Origin of the sequence: Rhizobium nepotum 39/7, from assembly GCF_000949865.1 — a bacterium.
Classification (GTDB): Bacteria; Pseudomonadota; Alphaproteobacteria; order Rhizobiales; family Rhizobiaceae; genus Agrobacterium; species Agrobacterium nepotum.
Genome location: NZ_JWJH01000003.1, coordinates 105,882 through 125,906 on the forward strand (window position 1 = coordinate 105,882; position 20,025 = coordinate 125,906).

The window sequence follows — 20,025 nt, forward strand, 5'->3', positions numbered from 1 at the left end:
CTCAGGCGTTGCCGGTGGCGGCGCGCACCAGCTTTTCCGGAGAAAAATCGGCGCGTTCGAACAGACCTGCCATCAGGCCTTCGCGCATGACGATGGCGCGGTCGGACATGCCGAGAATTTCGGGAAGTTCGGATGAAATCATGATGATCGAGAGACCTTCGGCCGCAAGTTCGCTGATGAAACCGTGCACGGCGGCCTTCGAGCCGATATCGATGCCCTTGGTGGGTTCATCGAGAATGATGACCTTCGGCTGCGTGGCAAGCCATTTGCCGATCACTACCTTTTGCTGGTTGCCGCCGGAAAGCGTGCCGACGGGCACGGACAGGGCGGCGGCGCGCAGGTCGAGGCGGGAGGCATATTTGCGCGCCAGCGCAAATTCGTTTGCGGCCGCGAGAAACCCCTTGCGCGAGGTGCGCGCGAGAGAGGGTAGCGACATGTTCTGGTAGATCGGCATGTCCAGCGCCAGCCCATGGCGTCCGCGCTCCTCCGGCACATAAACGATGCCGGCGCGGATCGCATCTTCCGGCGAACGGATGGCGAGCGGCTGGCCGTTCAACGTTATCTGTCCGGAGGCCGGGCGGGTGATGCCGAATAGCGACTGGCACAGTTCCGAACGTCCGGCCCCGATCAGCCCGTAGAGGCCGAGAATTTCGCCCTTGCGCAGATCGAGTGAAATATCGCGGAATTCTGTCTGGTGCGAATAATTGCGGATCGACAAAACCGTCGGGCCGAGTGTGACCGCCTGCTTGGGAAAGGCGTTCGTCACGTCACGGCCGACCATTAACCGCACGATTTCGTCCTGCGGCGTGGCCGCGAGATTGCCCGTGCCGACCATCTTGCCGTCCCGGAATACCGCGTAATTTTCGGCGATCTCATAGACCTCGTCGAATTTGTGGCTGATGAAGAGAATCGCCTTGCCCTGCCGCTTCAGGTTTTCGACGATGCGGAAGAGATCGTCGATTTCCTTACGGGAAAGGGCGGCCGTCGGCTCATCCATGATGACGATCCGCGCCTCGACGGAAAGCGCTCTGGCAATTGCCACGAGATGGCGCTGCGCGATGGAAAGGTCCTTCAGCCGAATGGACGGATCGATGGTGCTTTCGAGCTGCTCCAGCAGAACCTTGGCGCGCGCATTGATGGTCTTCCAGTCGATCAGGCCGAAACGCCCTTTTGGAGCATGGCCGAGGAAGATGTTTTCGCCTACGGAAAGCTCGTCGAATAGCACGGTTTCCTGGTGAATGGCGGTTACGCCGGCATCGATGGCGTCTTGCGCACCGTGAAAATGGACAGGCTGTCCATCGAGAAGGATTTCGCCTTCATTGGGGCGGTAGATACCGGTCAGGATTTTGACGAGCGTGGATTTTCCAGCACCGTTTTCGCCGATCAGCGCCGTCACCTTGCCGGGATAAAGTGCGATATCGACGCCATCCAGCGCCTTCACACCCGGAAATATCTGGCTGATGCCGCGCATTTCCAGAATGGGCGTCAAATGTGAAGCGTCGGCCATGTTTAAAGTTTGGGTTTCGGCACGCATCATTCCGTCTTACCGGTTAGTTTGAGTGAAGTGGCGAGAGGCACCCCCCTCTGCCCTGCCGGGCATCTCCCCCTCAAGGGGGGAGATCGGCAAGCGGATAACACCCTGCCTATGGAACGAGATGGGTGCCACATATCGATCTCCCCCCTTGAGGGGGAGATGCCCGGCAGGGCAGAGGGGGGTGCCCTCCGCTTGCCGTCAGCTATTGCTCAGATCAGAAAATCTTCGAGAACTGATCGATGTTCTTGGCGTCGTAGATGAACGGATCGGCCATCGCCGCTTCGCTGTTTTCGCCAACCTTGATCTTGCCCATGCGGCCCGCTTCGATTTCCGAGCCCGGCTTGCCGTCTGCTTCACCCTTCACGAGGCGATAGGCGATCTGGGTGGCGGAATAGCCGAGGTCGATCGGGTTCCAGATGGCGAATTCCTTGGTCGCGCCGGATTTGATGGCTCCGGCCATTTCGGACGGCAGGCCAAGGCCGGTCACAAAGACCTGACCGATTTTGCCCGCATCCTTCACGGCCTGCGAGGCGGCGAGAACGCCAACGGTCGTCGGGGCAACGATAACCTTCACGTTCGGCTGCGAGGAAAGCAGGCCCTGCGCCTCGCGGTAGCTCTTGTCGGCAAGGTCATCACCATAAACGGTGGTGACGAGGTTGAGGCCGGGGAAATCCTTGAGCTGCTTCTTCATCTCGCCGATCCAGACATTCTGGTTCGTAGAGGTGGTGGTGGCCGACAGGATGGCGAAATCGCCCTTGCCGCCTTCCAGATGCGCTGCAGCGAGCTGCAGGCACATCTTGCCGATCAGCGCGTTGGACGAGGGGTTGAGCTGGAGAATGCGGCCTTCAGGCGCAACGCCAGAATCCCAGGAAATGACCTTGATGCCGCGCTGCGTCGCCTTTTTCAGCGCGGGAACAACGGCGTCCGGGTCATTTGCGGAAATGGCGATGGCATCGACGCCCTGCGCGATCAGCGAATTGATGACTTCGATCTGTCCTTCCGCCGTGGTGCTGGTCGGACCCGTATAGATGATCTCGACGCCGCCGAGGTCTTTTGCGGCCTCTTGCGCGCCCTTGTTGGCAGCTTCGAAAAAGCCGTTGCCGAGCGATTTGACTACCAGGGCGATCTTCACGTCGGCGGCCTGGGCAATGCCGCCAAGGCCCGCGACGGAGAGCGCCGTGCTGAGCGCCAGGACGCTCGTCAATGTTCTGCGTGTAAGTTTCATGTCTCTTTTCCTCCCGTTTTGAACGTTGTTTTCCTGATCGGTGCTCCTCAGGCGACCGAAGAAGAATTCTCCTCATCCGGCGGGCGGGCTATCTTGCCATCCCCCGCCGCGCCGGCGATTAGCAATTCGACGCCGGCATTTTCCACCATCCGCGCCGCCTCGTCCGAAATCCCGTCATCGGTGATGATGGTCGAGACGTTTTCGAGCGGGCATAAAATCAGACTGGATCGTTTTTTGAACTTCGAGGAATCGACCATCACGATCAACTCTTCCGCCTGTCGCATCAGCTTCTGCTCGCTCTGGATCACCAGCGCGTCGGATTCCATGATGCCGAGCGCACCCACGCCCTGTGCGCCGAGAAAAATCCGCCGTGCATAAAAATTGCGAATCGCATCATTCTCGAAGGGCGACAGGATAAGGCTCTGGTCGCGATAGATCGCGCCACCTGGCACGCTGACATTGCATTTGGAATGTTTGACCAGATGTTCGGCAATCGCGAAGGAATTTGTCATCACCTGCAGCCGTCGCGCCGCCATGTAATGCACCATCTGGAATGTGGTCGTGCCGCCATTCAGGATGATCGCATCGCCGTCATTGCACAGATCGACCGCCTTGCGCGCAATTGCGCGTTTCTTATCGATATTGACCGATTCGGAGACGCGGAAAGGCCGCGCGGCCAGATTGCCCAGCTGCGGCGGATGCACCGCTTCCGCCCCGCCACGCACGCGCCGCAACTTGCCCTGAACGTGCAGCGACGCGATATCCCTGCGGATCGTCGCTTCGGACGCATCCGTCAGTTCGGCAATATCCTGCACCGTCACGACAGCTTTTTCCTGTGTGGCGCTCAAGATGATGCGATGGCGTTCGCGTTCGTGCATGGGGTCCTCCTGATCGTGATTATTCGCAATCTTTTTACGTTGTCAATCAAGAACGATCAAATTAATCAATATCGCGCTACAACATGAAAATTTATGATCGTTTTTGATTGACATTATGCTTTTGTATGCGCGATATCTGCCATCAACGGAGGCGGGCCGATATCGGCGCCGCGAATACAGACTTGACTTGGGAGGAAGACATGACGGGAAAATCCCGCCTTCTCGAAAGCCGTTGGGACGATGCCTATGCCAAGACGCTCGATGAGCCAGGCAAGCTGCTTTATCGCTCCAATCTGCTCGGCGCCGACAAGCGCATCACCAATTACGGCGGCGGAAACACATCCGCAAAGGTGCTTGAAACCGATCCACTGACCGGCGAAAAGGTTCGCGTCATGTGGGTGAAAGGGTCCGGCGGCGATGTCGGCACCATCAAGCTCGACGGCTTTTCGACGCTTTATCTCGACAAGCTGGAAGCGCTGAAGGGCCTTTACAAGGGCGTCGAGGACGAAGACCGCATGGTCGGCTTCCTGCCGCATTGCACCTTCAATCTCAACCCGCGCGCGGCCTCCATCGATACGCCGCTGCATGGTTTCGTGCCTTTCGATCATGTCGATCACATGCATCCGGATGCGATCATCGCTATCGCCGCTTCGAAGAATTCGAAGGAATTGACACAGCAGATCTTCGGCGATGACATCGGCTGGCTTCCCTGGCGTCGTCCCGGCTTCCAGCTCGGTCTCGATCTCGAGGCTTTCGTAAAGGCCAATCCAAAGGCCAAGGGCGTTGTGCTGGAAAGCCACGGCCTGTTCACCTGGGATAACGACGCCAAGGCGTGTTACGAACTGACGCTCGCCATCATCAACAAGGCGATCGAATGGTTTGCCGCGCAGACCGAAGGCAAGACGATTTTCGGCGGTGCTGTGGCCAGGAGCCTGCCGGTTGCCGAACGACGTGCCATTGTTGCCCGGCTGATGCCGGAAATCCGTGGTCGCATCGGCCGTGAAGAACGCAAGCTCGGCCATTTCGACGATCAGGACGCGGTTCTCGAATTCGTCAATTCCAAGGATCTGAAGCCGCTCGGCAATCTCGGCACATCCTGCCCGGATCACTTCCTGCGCACGAAAATCCGCCCGTTGATCCTTGATCTCGATACGGCGAAGCCCGATGTGGACGCGCTGACGGCGGGTCTCGACAAGGCGCTTGAGGCCTACCGGGCCGATTACGTCAGATATTACGAAGCGTGCCGCCACGATAATTCGCCTGCTATACGTGATCCGAACCCGGTGATTTTCCTGATCCCCGGTGTCGGCATGTTGTCCTTTGCCAAGGATAAGGCCACCGCCCGCATCGCCGGTGAATTTTACGTCAACGCCATCAACGTCATGCGCGGTGCTTCCACCGTGTCCGAATATCAGGGCCTTCCCGAACAGGAAGCCTTCGATATCGAATATTGGCTGCTGGAAGAGGCGAAGCTGCAGCGCATGCCGAAGCCGAAAAGCCTTGCCGGCCGTGTGGCCTTCGTCACCGGTGGCGCCGGCGGCATCGGCCGGGCGACGGCGGAAAGGCTGGCGGCTGAGGGCGCCTGTGTTGTGCTGGCCGATATCGACGAGGCGGCGCTGGAAGCCGCCAAGGGCGATTTCGTCAAGCGCTATAGCGCGGATGCGGTGCGCAGCGTGAAGCTGGATGTAACGCAGGAAGACGCGGTCATTTCGGCCTTTGCGGAAGCGAGCGTGGAATTCGGCGGCGTGGATATTCTCGTCTCCAATGCCGGCATCGCTTCCTCCGCGCCGGTGGAGGAAACCACGCTTGCCATGTGGAACAAGAATATCGATATTCTCGCGACAGGCTATTTTCTCGTGTCTCGGGAAGCGTTCCGGCTGCTGCGTCGTCAGAATCTCGGCGGCAACGTGGTGTTTGTCGCCTCGAAAAACGGTCTCGCCTCTTCGCCCAATGCTTCCGCCTATTGCACGGCGAAGGCGGCGGAAATTCATCTTGCCCGTTGCCTTGCCCTCGAAGGGGCGGAGGCGGGCATCCGTGTCAACACCGTCAATCCCGACGCCGTGTTGCGTGGCTCGAAGATCTGGAACGGCGAGTGGCGCGAGCAGCGCGCGGCCTCTTCCAAGATCGAGGTGACCGATCTGGAGGAGCATTATCGCAAGCGCTCTATGCTGAAGCTCAACGTGTTCCCGGAAGATATCGCCGAGGCGATCTACTTCCTGGCGTCGGACGCTTCCGCCAAATCGACCGGCAACATCATCAATGTCGATGCCGGAAACGCACAGAGCTTCACACGATAAGAGGGGACGGTAACAGGCGGCGGCATCGCCGCCATTACCGGGGAGGAAGAGATGACCGACACGAAAATCGCTGTTGATGTGATAGCGGCCGAAAATGACAAGCGCGCCGCCGCGCTGAAGGACGATTACGAGGCGCTGGGCAACCAGCTTGCGCGCCGCAACATCGATATCAATGCTGTCACCGCCAAGGTCGCGGAATTCTTCGTCGCCGTGCCTTCCTGGGGTGTCGGCACCGGCGGTACCCGTTTTGCCCGCTTTCCGGGTGAGGGCGAACCGCGCGGCATTTTCGACAAGCTCGACGATTGCGCCGTCATCAACCACCTGACGCGGGCCACGCCGAATGTTTCCCTGCATATTCCGTGGGACAAGCAAGACCCGAAGCGGTTGAAGGCCCATGCCGACGCGCTCGGCCTCGGCTTCGACGCGATGAATTCCAACACCTTCTCGGATGCGCCTGGCCAGAGCCGTTCCTACAAATACGGTTCGCTCAGCCACACGGATGCCGCAACGCGGCAACAGGCTATCGAGCACAACATCGAATGTATCGAGATCGGTAAAGCCATCGGCTCCAAGGCGCTGACGGTGTGGGTGGGCGATGGCTCCAACTTTCCTGGTCAGAGCAATTTCACCAGAAGCTTCGAGCGTTATCTCGCCGGCATGGCCGATATCTACAAGGCGCTGCCGGATGACTGGCGCATTTTTTCCGAACACAAGATGTATGAGCCGGCGTTTTATTCGTCCGTCGTGCAGGATTGGGGCACCAATTACCTCATCGCCAATACGCTCGGCGAAAAGGCCTTCTGCCTCGTTGATCTCGGTCACCATGCGCCGAACACCAATATCGAGATGATCGTCGCCCGCCTCATCCAGTTCGGCAAGCTCGGCGGTTTCCATTTCAACGATTCCAAATATGGCGATGACGATCTGGATGCCGGCTCAATCGAGCCTTATCGCCTGTTCCTCGTCTTTAACGAACTGGTGGATGCGGAGCATCGCGGCGTAAAGGGTTTCCATCCCGCCCATATGATCGACCAGTCGCACAATGTGACGGACCCGATCGAAAGCCTGATTTCCAGCGCCAACGAAATCCGCCGCGCCTATGCGCAAGCTCTGCTGGTGGATCGCGCGGCTCTGGATGGCTACCAACAGGACAACGATGCGCTGATGGCAACCGATACGCTGAAACGGGCCTATCGCACCGATGTTGAACCGGTTCTCGCCAGGGCGCGGCAACTGGCGGGCGGCGCGATCGATCCGGTCGCGACCTACAGGGCGAGCGGTTATCGCAGCCATGTTGCGGCGGAACGTCCGGCCTCGGTCGGCGGTAGCGGCGGGATTGTTTAGGGGGCGGGGTTTGAGGGGATAGGCGGAGAAGCCGAGCCTTCTTACAAACCTTGCCTCAAGCGCGACGTCATCCTCGGCCTTGTGCCGAGGATTTGCCAAAATTCACAAAATCGATAGGTAGCAGATGCTCGGGACAGGCCCGAGCATGACGAGGGTATTGGTTCCGTCACTCCCCCGAAGGCGCTTGCTTGCGAACCTGAAACGTATGTTCCGACCCCGGAAAGGCGCCGGAGCGCACCTCGTCGGCGTAAGTTGCCGCCGCTTGCGAGACGGTCGACCCCAGATCCGCGAAACGCTTGACGAATTTCGGTTTGAAGTCGGTGAAGAGGCCGAGCATGTCGTCGGAAACGAGCACCTGCCCATCGCAGGCCGGCGATGCGCCAATGCCGACGGTTGGGGCGGCGAGCTTTTCGGTCAGTTCGCGGGCGAGCGGTTCGACGGTGCCTTCCACGACGATGGCAAAGGCGCCAGCCTGATCGACCGCAATCGCATCGCGCCAGATTTTCTGCGTTTCCGCGTCCGAATGCCCGAGCGAGCGGAACCCTCCGGCGGTATGGACCAGCTGCGGCATCAGCCCGACATGGCCAAACACCGGAATGCCGCGGGCCACCAGAAAAGCGATGGTTTCCGCCATTTCCTCGCCGCCTTCCAGCTTCACGCCGTCGCAACCGGTCTCCTGCATCACCCGCACGGCATTGCGAAACGCCTGTTCCTTCGATTCCTGATAGGTCCCGAAGGGCAGGTCGACGATGACGCAGGCGTGTTCGACGCCGCGCATGACGGCACGGCCGTGGGCAATCATCATATCCAGCGTGACGCCCACCGTCGTATCCATGCCGTAAAGCACCATGCCGAGGGAATCTCCTACCAGCAGCAGATCGCAATGCGGATCGAGCAGGCGGGTTATCGGCGTCGTATAGGCGGTGAGGCAGACGATGTGCGCCTCGCCTTTCATCTGCCGGATGGAGGCCGTGGTCAGCCGCTTGTGTTTCCCGTGCGTGCTCATCGTGCAGCCTCCTGTTTGCCGGGTTTATCACGTCCGATAACGCGGTTGTCGAGCAGGCGGGTGCTGCCCACCCGCACAAATAGCGCCACCAGCACAGGCCCCGCCTGCAACGAAGCAACGGGGGCCAGCGTGTCGGGATCGCGCACTGCCACGACTTCGGGCGATGCCAGCTTCTCGGCGGCGATGAATTTCTCTATTGCCGCTTCGAAAGTGGCCGGATCGTCGCAGCCTTCATTATAGAGCCGTTCCGCCTCATCGAGCGCGCGTGGCACGATAACGGCGGCGGCGCGCTCCGCAGGGCTCAGATAGACATTGCGCGAGGAGCAGGCGAGGCCATCCGCCTCACGCACGGTGGCGACCGGAACGACCCGGACCGGCTGGGCGAGATCTTCCACCATGCGCCGGATCAGCGTCACCTGCTGGTAGTCCTTTTCGCCGAAATAGGCCGCATCCGGCTGAACGAGATTAAAAAGCTTGGTGACGACGGTGGTAACGCCGGCGAAATGGCCCGGCCGCACCGCGCCTTCCAGCTGGCTACCCAGTTCTGGCACATCCACCACGGTCTGCATCGGGCGCGGATACATCTCCGCGACTTCCGGTGCGAAAAGAATATCGACGCCCGCCTCTTCCAGCAGCGCGCTGTCGCGGGCGAGATCGCGGGGGTAACGGGCAAGATCCTCATTCGCCCCGAATTGCAGCGGGTTGACGAAGATCGAGACCACCGTCACGTCGTTCTCCGCCTTGGCTTTGGCAACGAGCGTCAGATGGCCGATATGGAGAAAGCCCATGGTCGGCACGAAGCCGACGGTCTTGCCATCGCGGCGAAACGTGGCGGTCAGGCCGCGCAATTCGGCGACGGTTTTTACAAGGCGCATAGGCTCTCCTCCGGCTCCCCGATCGCCCTCCGGCGAAAGGTGCTGGATAGAACTCGATTTGCCGAACGGGGTCAACGCGGCTGCGGGCATAATATCGATTAAGACCTTGAGTGGCGGTTCAGGACCCGCGAACCCAGATAGGCGGGCGTTTTTCAGCAAATGCCTGTCGGCCTTCGCGCGCCTCTTCGCCGCTGCTGATCTTCGCGATGACGCTTTCGGCAAAGGCAAGCCGTTCGACTGACGGCATGTCGCGCATCGCCAGTAACGCGGCCTTTCCGGCTGCGATCGCGCCCGGTGCATTCTGCCGCAAGCGGGCGAGAACCTCCTCGATAACACTGTCGAGTTCGGCGGATGGCACTGCGCGGTTGATAAGGCCGATGCGTTCGGCTTCTGCGGCGGTGACCGGTTGCCCGAGATAGGCCATTTCGTGCAGCCGGCTCAGCGGTATTTTGGCCAGAAGTTTCGCGGCCACCATGGCCGGGAAAAGCCCGACGCGAACTTCCGGCAGGCCGAACTCAGCATGATCGGCGGCATAAACAAGATCACAAGCCGCGATAAGGCCGAGCCCGCCCGCCAGCACCCGCCCGTTGATGCGGGCGATGACGATCTTGTCGCAGGTCTCGATGGCGCGCATCACGTCAGCGATGGGGTTCGTTCCGGCGTGCGAGAGGAACATGCCGCCAGCGCTTTCCTTGAGATCGGCCCCGGAGCAGAAGCTGCGGTTTCCTGCCGCCGTTATCACCACGGCACGTAAGTGGTCGTCGCTGGAGGCTGTCTGGATCGCATGCGTCAAGGCGTCCGTCATCGCCGCGTTCATGGCATTGTGGATTTCCGGCCGGTTGAGCGTCAGCCACAGAACGTCCTTGCGCTTCTCGCTCAACAACTCATCCGCCATGCGCGTTACCCTCCATTTTTGCCGAAAGCAGCGCTTTTCCGGCGCGGGCCGCACTTGGCCTGCCGAGATGGCGACTTATCCAGTCCCCGGTTCTTGCCACCGCCATCAGGTCGATGCCGGTTTTAATACCAAGCCCTTGCAGCAGATAAGCAACGTCTTCGGTGGCGACATTGCCGCTGGCGCCCGGCGCGAACGGGCAACCGCCCAGCCCCGCCACGGAACTGTCGAAAACGGAAATGCCTTCCTCAAGCGAGGCCAGCACATTGGCGACGCCCTGTCCATAGGTGTCGTGGAAATGCATGGCGAGGTTTTCGCGCGGGATGCGGGTCGATACGTGGTCGATGAGTTTGCGGATTTGGCCGGCCGTGCCGACGCCGATCGTATCGCCGAGGGAAATTTCGTAGCATCCCATGGCGACAAGCGCCTCGGCCATCGCCGCTACATCATCGGGCGCGACCGCGCCGTCATAGGGGCAACCGGCGATGCAGGAGACGTAACCGCGCATGCGGATGTTCCGGCTGGCCGCAGCCTCCGCAACATCTCGCAGACGTTCAAGACTTTCGGCGCGCGAGCAGGCGATATTATGCTGGCTGAAACCTTCGGAGGCGGACACGAAAACGGCGATCTCCGTCACACCCGCCTCGATGGCGGCCTCGAAGCCCTTCAGATTGGGAACGAGCGCCGGATAGGCGGTGCCGGGTCGGCGTTGGAGACCCTGAAACACATCCTTCGAGCCTGCCATTTGCGGAACTTTTTTAGGCGAGACGAAGGCTCCCGCTTCCACCGCTGTCAGTCCGGCCGCAGCCAGCCGCTCGATCAACTCGATTCTGATGGCGGTGGAAACCTCAGCACTTTCGTTTTGCAGGCCATCGCGTGCACCCACCTCAACGATTTTGACGGTTTGGGGCCAGGCCATCTCACGCGCCCTCCGGCTCGAAATCCACCAGCACCGCGCCGGCCGCAACCATATCGCCTTCGGCGCAATTGATGGCGGTGACGGTGCCTTTTGCGGGCGCACGGATCGTGTGTTCCATTTTCATCGCCTCCATCACCACAAGCGCCTCACCGGCTTCGACGGTCGCGCCGTTCTCGCTCAGGACGGCGCGAATGATGCCGGGCATGGGCGCTTCCAGACCGCCGGTATGAATGGCGGAATCCGCAATATCGACGGGGTCGGGCTGGCTGACACGATATTGTTCGCCATCCAGAAAAAGCGCGTGGCCGTTATCGTTGGCAAAGAAATAGCCCCGCCTTTGTCTGTCATCGACAGTCGCCCGCAATGTGCCGTCTTGTGAGAGGCTGCCATGGGCGCGAATGGTTCGCGTGTTGATCCCCAGCGAAAAACCGTCTGGCTCATGTGTAACGGCGACGTCGAGAGGCTGTTGATCGAGGATGAAACGCAGGGTCTCACGCGCAGGCGCGTTGAGGCGGAAAGCGTTTGTGGTGTTCCACGGGCTGTAAGGATCGGCCTGCGGCTTAGGCCCATTCTTGCGCGAAAGAAGCAGGCCGAGCGCGGCCAGAGCAATTTCGTTTTCGCCTGTGGTCGCAGGGGCAAAAAGCGCTGCCTCGTTGCGGGTTATGAAGCCGGTATCGAGATCGGCCGCTCCGAAAGCATCCAGTTCCGCAAGCCGGGTCAGAAAGGCGGCGTTGCTGGTGACGCCGCAAATCGCCAGTTTTTCGAGCGCAAGCCGCAGACGCCGCACGGCCGAGGGACGATCATGATCCCAGACGATCAGCTTGGCGATCATCGGGTCGTAATGCACGGTAATGGCATCGCCCGCACGAATGCCGCTGTCTATCCTGAGATGGGCGTCCCCGTCCGGAAAGACGAGATGGCTGATCGTACCTATCGACGGCAGAAAATCATGTGCCGGGTCTTCGGCGTAAATCCGCGCCTCGATGGCGTGGCCGTTGATGCGCAGAGTGTTCCAGTCTTCCGGCAGCGGCTGCCCTTGAGCGACGCGGATTTGCCATTCGACCAGATCGAGACCGGTAATATATTCCGTCACCGGATGTTCGACCTGAAGCCTTGTGTTCATTTCCATGAAATAGAAGTCGCCGGAGGTGTCGAGCAGGAATTCCACCGTTCCCGCGCCGCGATAGTCGATGGCGCGCGCGGCAGCGGCCGCCGCTTCGTACATGCGTTGCCTGAGCGCGTCGGGCAGGCCGGGGGCGGGGGCCTCTTCTAAGACTTTCTGGTGTCGACGCTGAATCGAGCAGTCCCGCTCGAACAGCGAAAAACAGTTGCCGTGGCCATCGGCAAAGACCTGCACTTCCACATGGCGCGGCCGTTCGAGATATTTTTCGATCAGGATGCGGTCGTTGCCGAAGGCGGCAAGCGCTTCCCGTTTGGCACCGGCAAGCTCGGCTGCAAATTCGCGTTTCTTCCGCACGACACGCATGCCCTTGCCGCCGCCGCCGGCCGAGGCCTTGATCAGCACGGGATAACCGATAGATTCGGCCTCATCTGCAAGCTTTCTGTCGGCCTGATCTTCACCGTGATAGCCGGGAACGACGGGAACACCCGCCTCCGCCATCAGCGCCTTCGCCTCGCTTTTTCCACCCATGGCGCGGATCGCTTGCGGCGACGGGCCAATGAAAACGAGGCCGGCGGCTGCGCAGGCCTCGGCGAAACCGGCATTTTCCGAGAGAAAACCGTAACCGGGATGAATGGCCTCCGCGCCGCTTGCCTGTGCGGCGGCAATGATTTTTTCGCCGTCGAGATAGGAGGAACGCGCAGGCGCGGGGCCGATGGCGAATGCCTCGTCGGCCAGCGCCACGTGCATGGCGTCGCGGTCTGCATCCGAATAGACCGCGACGGTGCGGATGCCCATGCTGCGAGCGGTGTGGATAATCCGGCAGGCGATTTCGCCGCGGTTGGCGATCAGTATTTTTGAGAACATCGTCGCCTCACATCCTGAATATGCCGAAACGGGTGGGTTCAATCGGCGCGTTCAGCGCGGCGGAAAGGCCAAGGCCGAGCGCGAGTCGGGTATCCTTCGGATCGATGATGCCGTCGTCCCACAGCCTTGCGCTGGCATAATAGGGATGGCCTTCCCGTTCGTATTTTTCCCGGATCGGCTGTTTGAACGCCTCTTCGCCCTCGGTGGACCAGTGGCGGCCATCCGCCTCGATGCCGTCGCGCCGGATTTGCGCCAGAACGGAGGCCGCCTGCTCACCGCCCATCACGGAAATGCGCGCATTCGGCCACATCCAGAGGAAGCGCGGCGAATAGGCGCGTCCGCACATGCCATAATTTCCCGCACCGAAGGAGCCGCCGATGATGACCGTGAATTTCGGCACTTTGGCTGAAGCGACAGCGGTAACGAGCTTTGCGCCATCCTTGGCGATGCCGCCTGCCTCATAGGCCTTGCCGACCATGAAGCCGGTGATATTCTGCAGGAAAATCAGGGGAATGCCGCGCTGGCAGCAGAGTTCGATGAAATGCGCGCCCTTCAACGCCGATTCCGAAAACAGAATGCCGTTATTGGCGACGATGCCGACGGGATAACCATGGATATGGGCGAAACCGCAGACCAGCGTCGTGCCGTAAAGCGCCTTGAACTCATCGAACTCAGAGCCGTCCACCAGACGCGCGATGATCTCGCGCACCTCGAAAGGCTTGCGCGTATCGGCGGGCACGATGCCGTAAAGGTCTTCGGCCGGATAAAGCGGTTCCGCCGGTGGGCGGATGTCCAGCTCCACCTGTTTGCGGCGGTTGAGGGTGGAGACGATCCGCCGGGTCAGCGCCAGAGCGTGGCGGTCATCATGGGCATAATGATCGGTGACGCCGGATTGCCGCGAATGAACATCTGCGCCGCCCAGGTCTTCCGCACTCACCACTTCGCCCGTTGCGGCCTTCACCAGCGGCGGGCCACCGAGAAAAATCGTGCCCTGATTTTTGACGATGACGGACTGGTCGCTCATGGCGGGCACATAGGCTCCGCCCGCTGTGCAACTACCCATCACTACGGCAATCTGGGCGATGCCCACCGCCGACATATTGGCCTGATTGTAAAAAATGCGGCCGAAATGATCGCGGTCGGGAAAAACCTCGTCCTGATTGGGAAGGTTAGCACCGCCGGAATCCACCAGATAAATGCAGGGCAGGCGGTTCTCAGTGGCAATCTCCTGCGCGCGCAGATGTTTCTTCACCGTCAGAGGATAATAGGTTCCGCCTTTCACCGTCGCATCATTGGCGACGATCACGCATTCGCGGCCAGCGACCCGGCCGATGCCGGTGACGATGCCGGCGGCAGGAACGGGTTCGTCATAGACTTCATAAGCTGCGAATTGCGAGAATTCGAGAAACGGACTGCCGGGATCGAGAAGCGTCTCGATCCGGTCGCGCGCCAGCAATTTGCCGCGCGACAGATGCCGTTCGCGCGCCTTGTCGCCGCCACCCCTCGAGATTTTTTCGATGTGCAGCCTCAGGTCGTCGACCAGGCCAGACATGAAGGTGACATTGGCGGAAAAGGTGGGGTCGCGGTTCAGAGTGGATGTAAGCTTCATCGCGTTCCTCACCCGTTGCCTTTGACCAGTTCGCGGCCGATCAGCATCCGGCGGATTTCGCTGGTGCCTGCGCCGATTTCATAAAGTTTGGCGTCCCGGAGCAAGCGACCTGCCGGGCTTTCGTTGACGTAGCCCGAGCCGCCGAGAAGCTGGATCGCATCCAGCGCCACCTGTGTCGCCCGCTCGGCAGCAAACAGGATGGCGCCGGCGGCATCCTGCCGGGTAATGCGGCCGTTGTCGCAGGCGCGGGCAACGGCATAGACATAGGCGCGGGATGCATTCATGCCCGAATAGATATCGGCAAGCTTTCCCTGCACCAGCTGGAATTCGCCGATCGGCTTGCCGAATTGTTTGCGCTCGCGGGCATAGGGCAGCACCAGATCGATGGCCGCCTGCATGATGCCGACCGGACCGGCGGCCAGCACGGCGCGCTCGTAATCGAGGCCACTCATCAGCACCGTCACGCCGTCGTTCAAGCGCCCGAGGATGTTTTCCTGCGGCACCTCGCAATCCTCAAACACCAACTCCGAGGTGGGTGAGCCGCGCATGCCGAGCTTGTCGAGTTTCTGCGCGGGGCGGAAACCCTTGAAGTTTTTTTCGATCAGAAAGGCCGTGATGCCGCGCGCGCCGGCGGACATGTCCGTCTTGGCGTAGACTACCAGCGTATCGGCCTCGTGGCCGTTGGTGATCCACATCTTCGTGCCGTTCAGCACATAGACGTCGCCCTTACGTTCCGCCTTCAGTCGCATCGAGACGACATCCGATCCGGCTTCCGTCTCGCTCATGGCGAGCGAACCGACATGCTCGCCGGAAACCAGCTTCGGCAGATATCGCCGTTTCTGCTCTTCGGTTCCCCAGCGGTGAATCTGGTTGATACAGAGGTTAGAATGCGCGCCGTAGGAAAGGCCGATGGAAGCCGATGCCCGGCTTATCTCCTCCATGGCTACGCAATGGGCGAGATAGCCCATATCCGCGCCGCCGTACTCCTCCGAAACGGTGATGCCGTGCAGGCCAAGTTCGCCCATCTGTGGCCAGAGCTTGCGCGGAAACTGGTCGTTGCGATCGATCTGCGCGGCGATCGGGGCGATTTTATCATCGGCAAATGCTCTTGCGCTGTCGCGCAATGCTGCAATTTCCGGGCCGAGATCGGCGTCGAAAATGGCGGCGAGGTTCAAACTCATCGCGTCTACTCCTCCTCCCAGTCGACCGGCACCTCCTCCGCGCCGATCGCTCTCATTTATGGCGCGTCACCTCCGGTGAAGGCGGCGGAACGGCGCACGAATGTCTTGATGGCGAAATTGGACTGGATGCGTGACACGCCGGGAACCGTGGTCAGGAAATCCAGAAGCTGCTGATAATGCGGCAAATCCCGCACCATGGCATGAATGAGATAATCGGAACTGCCGCTCGTCTGGTAACCGCCGACCACTTCCGGAATGGAGGCGACGTGGTGCTCGAACGTCGTCAGCGCTTCCTTGATCTGCCGCTCAAGCGTGACGGAAATGAACACGCCCATATTGCCGAGCAGCCGGTTCTCATCGAACACGGCGGTATAACCGCGAATGATGCCTTCCTCTTCGAGCTTGCGCACCCGGCGCAGCGTTGGCGTGAAGGAAAGGCCGATCCGGGCTGCCAGATCGCGCCAGCTCACCCGCCCGTCATCGCCGAGCACATGCAGAATCTTCTGGTCGAAACTGTCGAGCTCAATCATGGATCATTTGCTCTACGATATGTCTATTTATTGGATCAAAGATATCGCCAATCGAAAAACTGTCAATCAAAATAGCTTTGAAATGAATTCGAGATAGTGATAGCGTTCATGTCAGTTTCGGTCTGGAGGAGATCGCGATGATAGTCATTCTCTCATGCAGGGTGTGACTAAGGGAGGTGAATTTGGCTGTGCATGACCCTGTCGTTGTCGTCGGGGCTGCCCGTAGTCCTATGGGCAAGTTCCAGGGCGAATTCGAATTGATGGCCACGTCCCATTCAGGCGCGGCCTTTGCCTCTGCCGAGCGCTCCTGCGGGAGGCGGCGATGATCCTGAACGAAGCCCAGCAGCAGATCAGGGATATGGCCCGCGATTTTGCCCGCGAGCGGCTTGCCCCCGGTGCCGGCGCGCGCGACCGGGAAAGCCGGTTTCCGGCGGGCGAACTGAAAGAGATGGGCGAACTCGGCTTCCTTGGCATGCTGGTCCCGGAGGACTATGGCGGATCGGAAACCGGTGCCGTCGCTTATGCCCTGGCGCTGGAGGAGATCGCTGCCGGTGACGGCGCCTGCTCCACCATCATGAGCGTTCACAATTCGGTCGGCTGCGTGCCGATCCTCAAATTCGGCACTGAAGATCAGAAGCAACGTTTCCTGCCGAAACTGGCCTCCGGTGAATGGATCGGCGGTTTTGCGCTCACCGAACCGCAGGCCGGTTCCGACGCCTCCAACCTGAAGACAAAAGCGCGGCGCGATGGCGACCGTTATATTCTCGATGGCGCGAAACAGTTCATCACGTCAGGCAAGAATGGCGATGTCATCATCGTTTTTGCCGTCACCAATGTCGACGCAGGCAAAAAGGGCATCAGCGCCTTCATCGTGCCCACCGATACGCCGGGTTACGAGGTGATCAGGGTCGAGGAAAAACTCGGCCTGCATTCCTCCGATACCTGTCAGATAGCGTTCACTAACATGGCGGTCCCAGCCGAATTGCGGCTCGGTGAAGAGGGGCAGGGGTATCGCATCGCGCTTGCCAACCTTGAAGGCGGCCGCATCGGCATCGCCGCGCAGGCGGTGGGCATGGCGCAGGCGGCTTTCGAGGCGGCGCGGGATTATGCCCGCGAGCGCAAGGCTTTCGGGCAGGCCATCATCGAGCATCAGGCGGTGGCGTTTCGGCTGGCGGATATGGCAACGCGTATCGCGGCGGCGCGGCAACTGGTGCTGCATGCGGCGGCGCTGAAGGAAGCAGGCGAGCCCTGCCTTTCGGAAGCTTCGATGGCCAAGCTTTTCGCCTCGGAGATGGCGGAGCGTGTCTGCTCGGACGCAATCCAGATTCACGGCGGTTACGGCTACATGGTGGATTATCCGGTGGAGCGGATCTATCGCGATGTGCGCATCTGCCAGATTTACGAGGGAACCAGCGATGTCCAGCGGATGGTGATCGCGCGGAACCTTTGAGAGTTTTCGCGGTCTGGAGGAGACCGTGACGGGAGGAGTAGAATGGACATCACCGAAACACCACGTCTCAGCCTGCATGTTCCAGAGCCTGCGGTGCGGCCCGGCGACCAGCCGGATTTCTCCAATGTGAAGATACCCAAGGCCGGGTCCGTGCCGCGCCCGGAGGTGGATGCGGCGCCTGAAGACATGCGCGATCTCGCCTATTCGATCATCCGCGTCCTCAACCATCAGGGCGAAGCGGTCGGACCGTGGGCAGGGCTGCTCTCGGACGAGGAGTTACTTGCCGGCCTGAAAAACATGATGCGGCTTCGGGCTTTCGATGCCCGCATGCTGATGGCGCAGCGACAGGGCAAGACCTCCTTCTACATGCAACATCTGGGCGAGGAGGCGGTCAGCTGCGCCTTCCGCAAGGCGCTTTCCAAAGGCGATATGAATTTCCCGACCTACCGGCAGGCGGGTCTGCTGATCGCCGACGATTACCCGCTCGTCACCATGATGAACCAGATCTATTCCAACGAGCTGGATCCGTTGCACGGGCGGCAATTGCCGGTTCTCTATTCTTCAAAGGAGCATGGCTTCTTCACCGTGTCCGGCAATCTTGCCACGCAATATGTGCAGGCGGTCGGCTGGGCCATGGCCTCTGCCATCAAGGGCGATACGAAAATCGCAGCCGCGTGGATCGGCGACGGTTCGACGGCGGAATCGGATTTTCACTCCGCGCTGGTCTTCGCCTCTACCTACAAGGCTCCGGTGATCCTCAACATCGTCAACAACCAATGGGCCATTTCCACTTTTCAGGGTATCGCACGTGGCGGTTCCGGCACCTTTGCAGCCAGAGGGCTGGGTTTCGGCATTCCCGCACTCCGGGTCGATGGCAATGATTATCTCGCCGTTTATGCCGTGGCCCGATGGGCTGCCGAACGCGCACGCCGGAATCTCGGCCCGACGCTGATCGAATATGTGACCTACCGCGTCGGCGCGCATTCCACCTCCGACGATCCGAGCGCCTATCGTCCCAAGACCGAATCCGAGGCATGGCCGCTCGGTGACCCGGTTTTGCGGCTGAAGAAACATCTCATCGTGCGCGGCGTCTGGTCGGAGGAGCGGCACCGGCAGGCGGAGGCGGAAATTGCCGATGAGGTGATCGAGGCGCAGCGCGAGGCGGAAAGCCACGGCACGCTGCATGCGGGCGGCAAGCCACCGACCAAGGATATTTTCGAGGGTGTTTACGCAGAGATGCCGCCGCATCTCGTCCGTCAACGCCAGAAAGCCGGGTACTGACATGACGAGAATGACGATGATCGAAGCCGTCCGCAGCGCCATGGATGTCTCCATGGAGCGCAGCGACGATGTGGTTGTGTTCGGCGAGGACGTGGGATATTTCGGCGGTGTTTTCCGGGCCACGCAGGGCCTTCAGGGAAAATACGGCAAAACCCGCTGTTTCGATGCGCCGATCAGCGAATCCGGCATTGTCGGCACGGCCATCGGCATGGCCGCTTATGGCTTACGCCCCTGCGTCGAAATCCAGTTCGCGGATTACATGTATCCCGCCTACGACCAGATCACCCAGGAGGCGGCCCGCATTCGTTATCGCTCCAACGGCGATTTCACCTGCCCGATCGTTCTGCGCATGCCGACCGGCGGCGGCATTTTCGGCGGGCAGACGCATAGCCAGAGCCCGGAGGCGCTTTTTACGCATGTCTGCGGTCTGAAGGTGGTGGTTCCTTCCAACCCTTATGACGCAAAAGGCCTGCTAATTGCATCGATCGAGGACCCCGATCCGGTGATGTTTCTGGAGCCGAAACGGCTTTATAACGGCCCCTTCGACGGCCATCACGACCGGCCGGTGACGCCCTGGTCCAGGCACGACATGGGTGAGGTGCCGGAAGGCCACTACACCATTCCGATCGGTAAGGCCGAAATCCGCCGTCCCGGAAACGATGTCACCGTCATCGCTTACGGCACCATGGTGCATGTGGCGCTGGCGGCGGCGGAGGAGACGGGCGTGGATGCCGAGATCATCGATCTTCGCAGCCTGCTGCCGCTCGATCTCGACACCATCGTCAAGTCCGTTTCCAGGACGGGCCGCTGCGTCATGGTGCATGAGGCGACGCTCACTTCCGGCTTCGGCGCGGAAGTCGTGTCGCTGGTGCAGGAACATTGTTTTTACCATCTCGAAGCCCCCGTCGTCCGCGTCGCCGGCTGGGACACGCCTTATCCTCATGCGCAGGAATGGGACTATTTTCCGGGGCCTGCCCGCGTCGGACGCGCCCTTGTCGAAGTCATGGAGGCCTGATT

Annotated in this window: 16 protein-coding genes; 5 read left to right on the plus strand and 11 right to left on the minus strand. The window is 60.5% G+C overall.

Going from position 1 to position 20,025, the window contains the following annotated elements; translation table 11 throughout:
• Window position 1: 1 nt before the first annotated feature.
• The 3 genes from RS75_RS03720 to RS75_RS03730 all read right to left on the minus strand — a co-directional run bounded on the left by RS75_RS03720 (window position 2) and on the right by RS75_RS03730 (window position 3,637).
• On the minus strand, window positions 2–1,537 hold the full coding sequence (locus tag RS75_RS03720; protein ID WP_045017486.1) for a sugar ABC transporter ATP-binding protein: 1,536 nt from the start codon (window positions 1,535–1,537) through the stop codon (window positions 2–4).
• A gap of 211 nt (window positions 1,538–1,748) precedes the next feature.
• On the minus strand, window positions 1,749–2,759 hold the full coding sequence (gene rhaS / locus RS75_RS03725; RefSeq protein WP_045017488.1) for a rhamnose ABC transporter substrate-binding protein: 1,011 nt from the start codon (window positions 2,757–2,759) through the stop codon (window positions 1,749–1,751).
• Between the two features lie 47 nt (window positions 2,760–2,806).
• The gene (locus RS75_RS03730) at window positions 2,807–3,637 is read right to left on the minus strand and encodes a DeoR/GlpR family DNA-binding transcription regulator (RefSeq protein WP_045017490.1); all 831 of its coding nucleotides are present in this window, start codon (window positions 3,635–3,637) and stop codon (window positions 2,807–2,809) included.
• 200 nt (window positions 3,638–3,837) lie between these two features.
• Here RS75_RS03730 and RS75_RS03735 point away from each other — a divergent pair, with 200 nt between their 5' ends.
• Together RS75_RS03735 and rhaI are read left to right on the plus strand one after the other, a co-directional pair.
• Complete coding sequence (locus RS75_RS03735) at window positions 3,838–5,934, plus strand: bifunctional rhamnulose-1-phosphate aldolase/short-chain dehydrogenase (protein WP_045017492.1); 2,097 nt, start codon at window positions 3,838–3,840, stop codon at window positions 5,932–5,934.
• A 51-nt stretch (window positions 5,935–5,985) separates the two neighbouring features.
• Window positions 5,986–7,278: an L-rhamnose catabolism isomerase gene (gene rhaI, locus RS75_RS03740; protein WP_045017494.1), complete on the plus strand. Its 1,293-nt coding sequence runs from the start codon at window positions 5,986–5,988 to the stop codon at window positions 7,276–7,278.
• Window positions 7,279–7,444: 166 nt separating this feature from the next.
• Here the strand turns inward: rhaI and panB are convergent, their stop codons facing one another.
• From panB to RS75_RS03780, 8 genes are all read right to left on the minus strand, one after another.
• Window positions 7,445–8,284 (minus strand): 3-methyl-2-oxobutanoate hydroxymethyltransferase, encoded by an 840-nt coding sequence (gene panB / locus RS75_RS03745; RefSeq protein ID WP_045017496.1) that lies wholly within the window; start codon window positions 8,282–8,284, stop codon window positions 7,445–7,447.
• A complete protein-coding gene (gene panC, locus RS75_RS03750) occupies window positions 8,281–9,159 on the minus strand; it encodes a pantoate--beta-alanine ligase (RefSeq protein ID WP_045017498.1) in 879 nt (292 codons plus the stop codon). The genes panB and panC overlap by 4 nt, the downstream gene beginning before the upstream one ends.
• 118 nt (window positions 9,160–9,277) lie before the next feature.
• Window positions 9,278–10,054, minus strand: coding sequence for an enoyl-CoA hydratase-related protein (locus RS75_RS03755; protein WP_045017500.1), 777 nt, complete (start codon window positions 10,052–10,054; stop codon window positions 9,278–9,280).
• Window positions 10,044–10,970 (minus strand): hydroxymethylglutaryl-CoA lyase, encoded by a 927-nt coding sequence (locus RS75_RS03760; RefSeq protein ID WP_045017502.1) that lies wholly within the window; start codon window positions 10,968–10,970, stop codon window positions 10,044–10,046. The genes RS75_RS03755 and RS75_RS03760 overlap by 11 nt, the downstream gene beginning before the upstream one ends.
• A gap of 1 nt (window position 10,971) precedes the next feature.
• Window positions 10,972–12,957: an acetyl/propionyl/methylcrotonyl-CoA carboxylase subunit alpha gene (locus tag RS75_RS03765; RefSeq protein ID WP_045017504.1), complete on the minus strand. Its 1,986-nt coding sequence runs from the start codon at window positions 12,955–12,957 to the stop codon at window positions 10,972–10,974.
• Between the two features lie 7 nt (window positions 12,958–12,964).
• Entirely contained in the window at window positions 12,965–14,566 is a 1,602-nt protein-coding gene (locus RS75_RS03770) for a carboxyl transferase domain-containing protein (protein ID WP_045017505.1), read from the minus strand.
• A gap of 8 nt (window positions 14,567–14,574) precedes the next feature.
• The gene (locus RS75_RS03775) at window positions 14,575–15,747 is read right to left on the minus strand and encodes an isovaleryl-CoA dehydrogenase (RefSeq protein ID WP_045017506.1); all 1,173 of its coding nucleotides are present in this window, start codon (window positions 15,745–15,747) and stop codon (window positions 14,575–14,577) included.
• Window positions 15,748–15,803: 56 nt separating this feature from the next.
• Complete coding sequence (locus RS75_RS03780) at window positions 15,804–16,277, minus strand: Lrp/AsnC family transcriptional regulator (protein WP_003500312.1); 474 nt, start codon at window positions 16,275–16,277, stop codon at window positions 15,804–15,806.
• 322 nt (window positions 16,278–16,599) lie between these two features.
• On the opposite strand from RS75_RS03780, the gene RS75_RS03785 reads away from it, so the two are divergent.
• The 3 genes from RS75_RS03785 to RS75_RS03795 are packed head-to-tail and all read left to right on the plus strand — an operon-like array spanning window position 16,600 to window position 20,023.
• Window positions 16,600–17,727, plus strand: coding sequence for an acyl-CoA dehydrogenase family protein (locus RS75_RS03785; RefSeq protein ID WP_045017507.1), 1,128 nt, complete (start codon window positions 16,600–16,602; stop codon window positions 17,725–17,727).
• 48 nt (window positions 17,728–17,775) lie between these two features.
• A complete protein-coding gene (locus RS75_RS03790; protein WP_200893614.1) occupies window positions 17,776–19,008 on the plus strand; it encodes a 3-methyl-2-oxobutanoate dehydrogenase (2-methylpropanoyl-transferring) subunit alpha in 1,233 nt (410 codons plus the stop codon).
• 1 nt (window position 19,009) lies between these two features.
• Complete coding sequence (locus RS75_RS03795) at window positions 19,010–20,023, plus strand: alpha-ketoacid dehydrogenase subunit beta (RefSeq protein ID WP_045017509.1); 1,014 nt, start codon at window positions 19,010–19,012, stop codon at window positions 20,021–20,023.
• The last annotated feature ends 2 nt before the right edge of the window (window positions 20,024–20,025 follow it).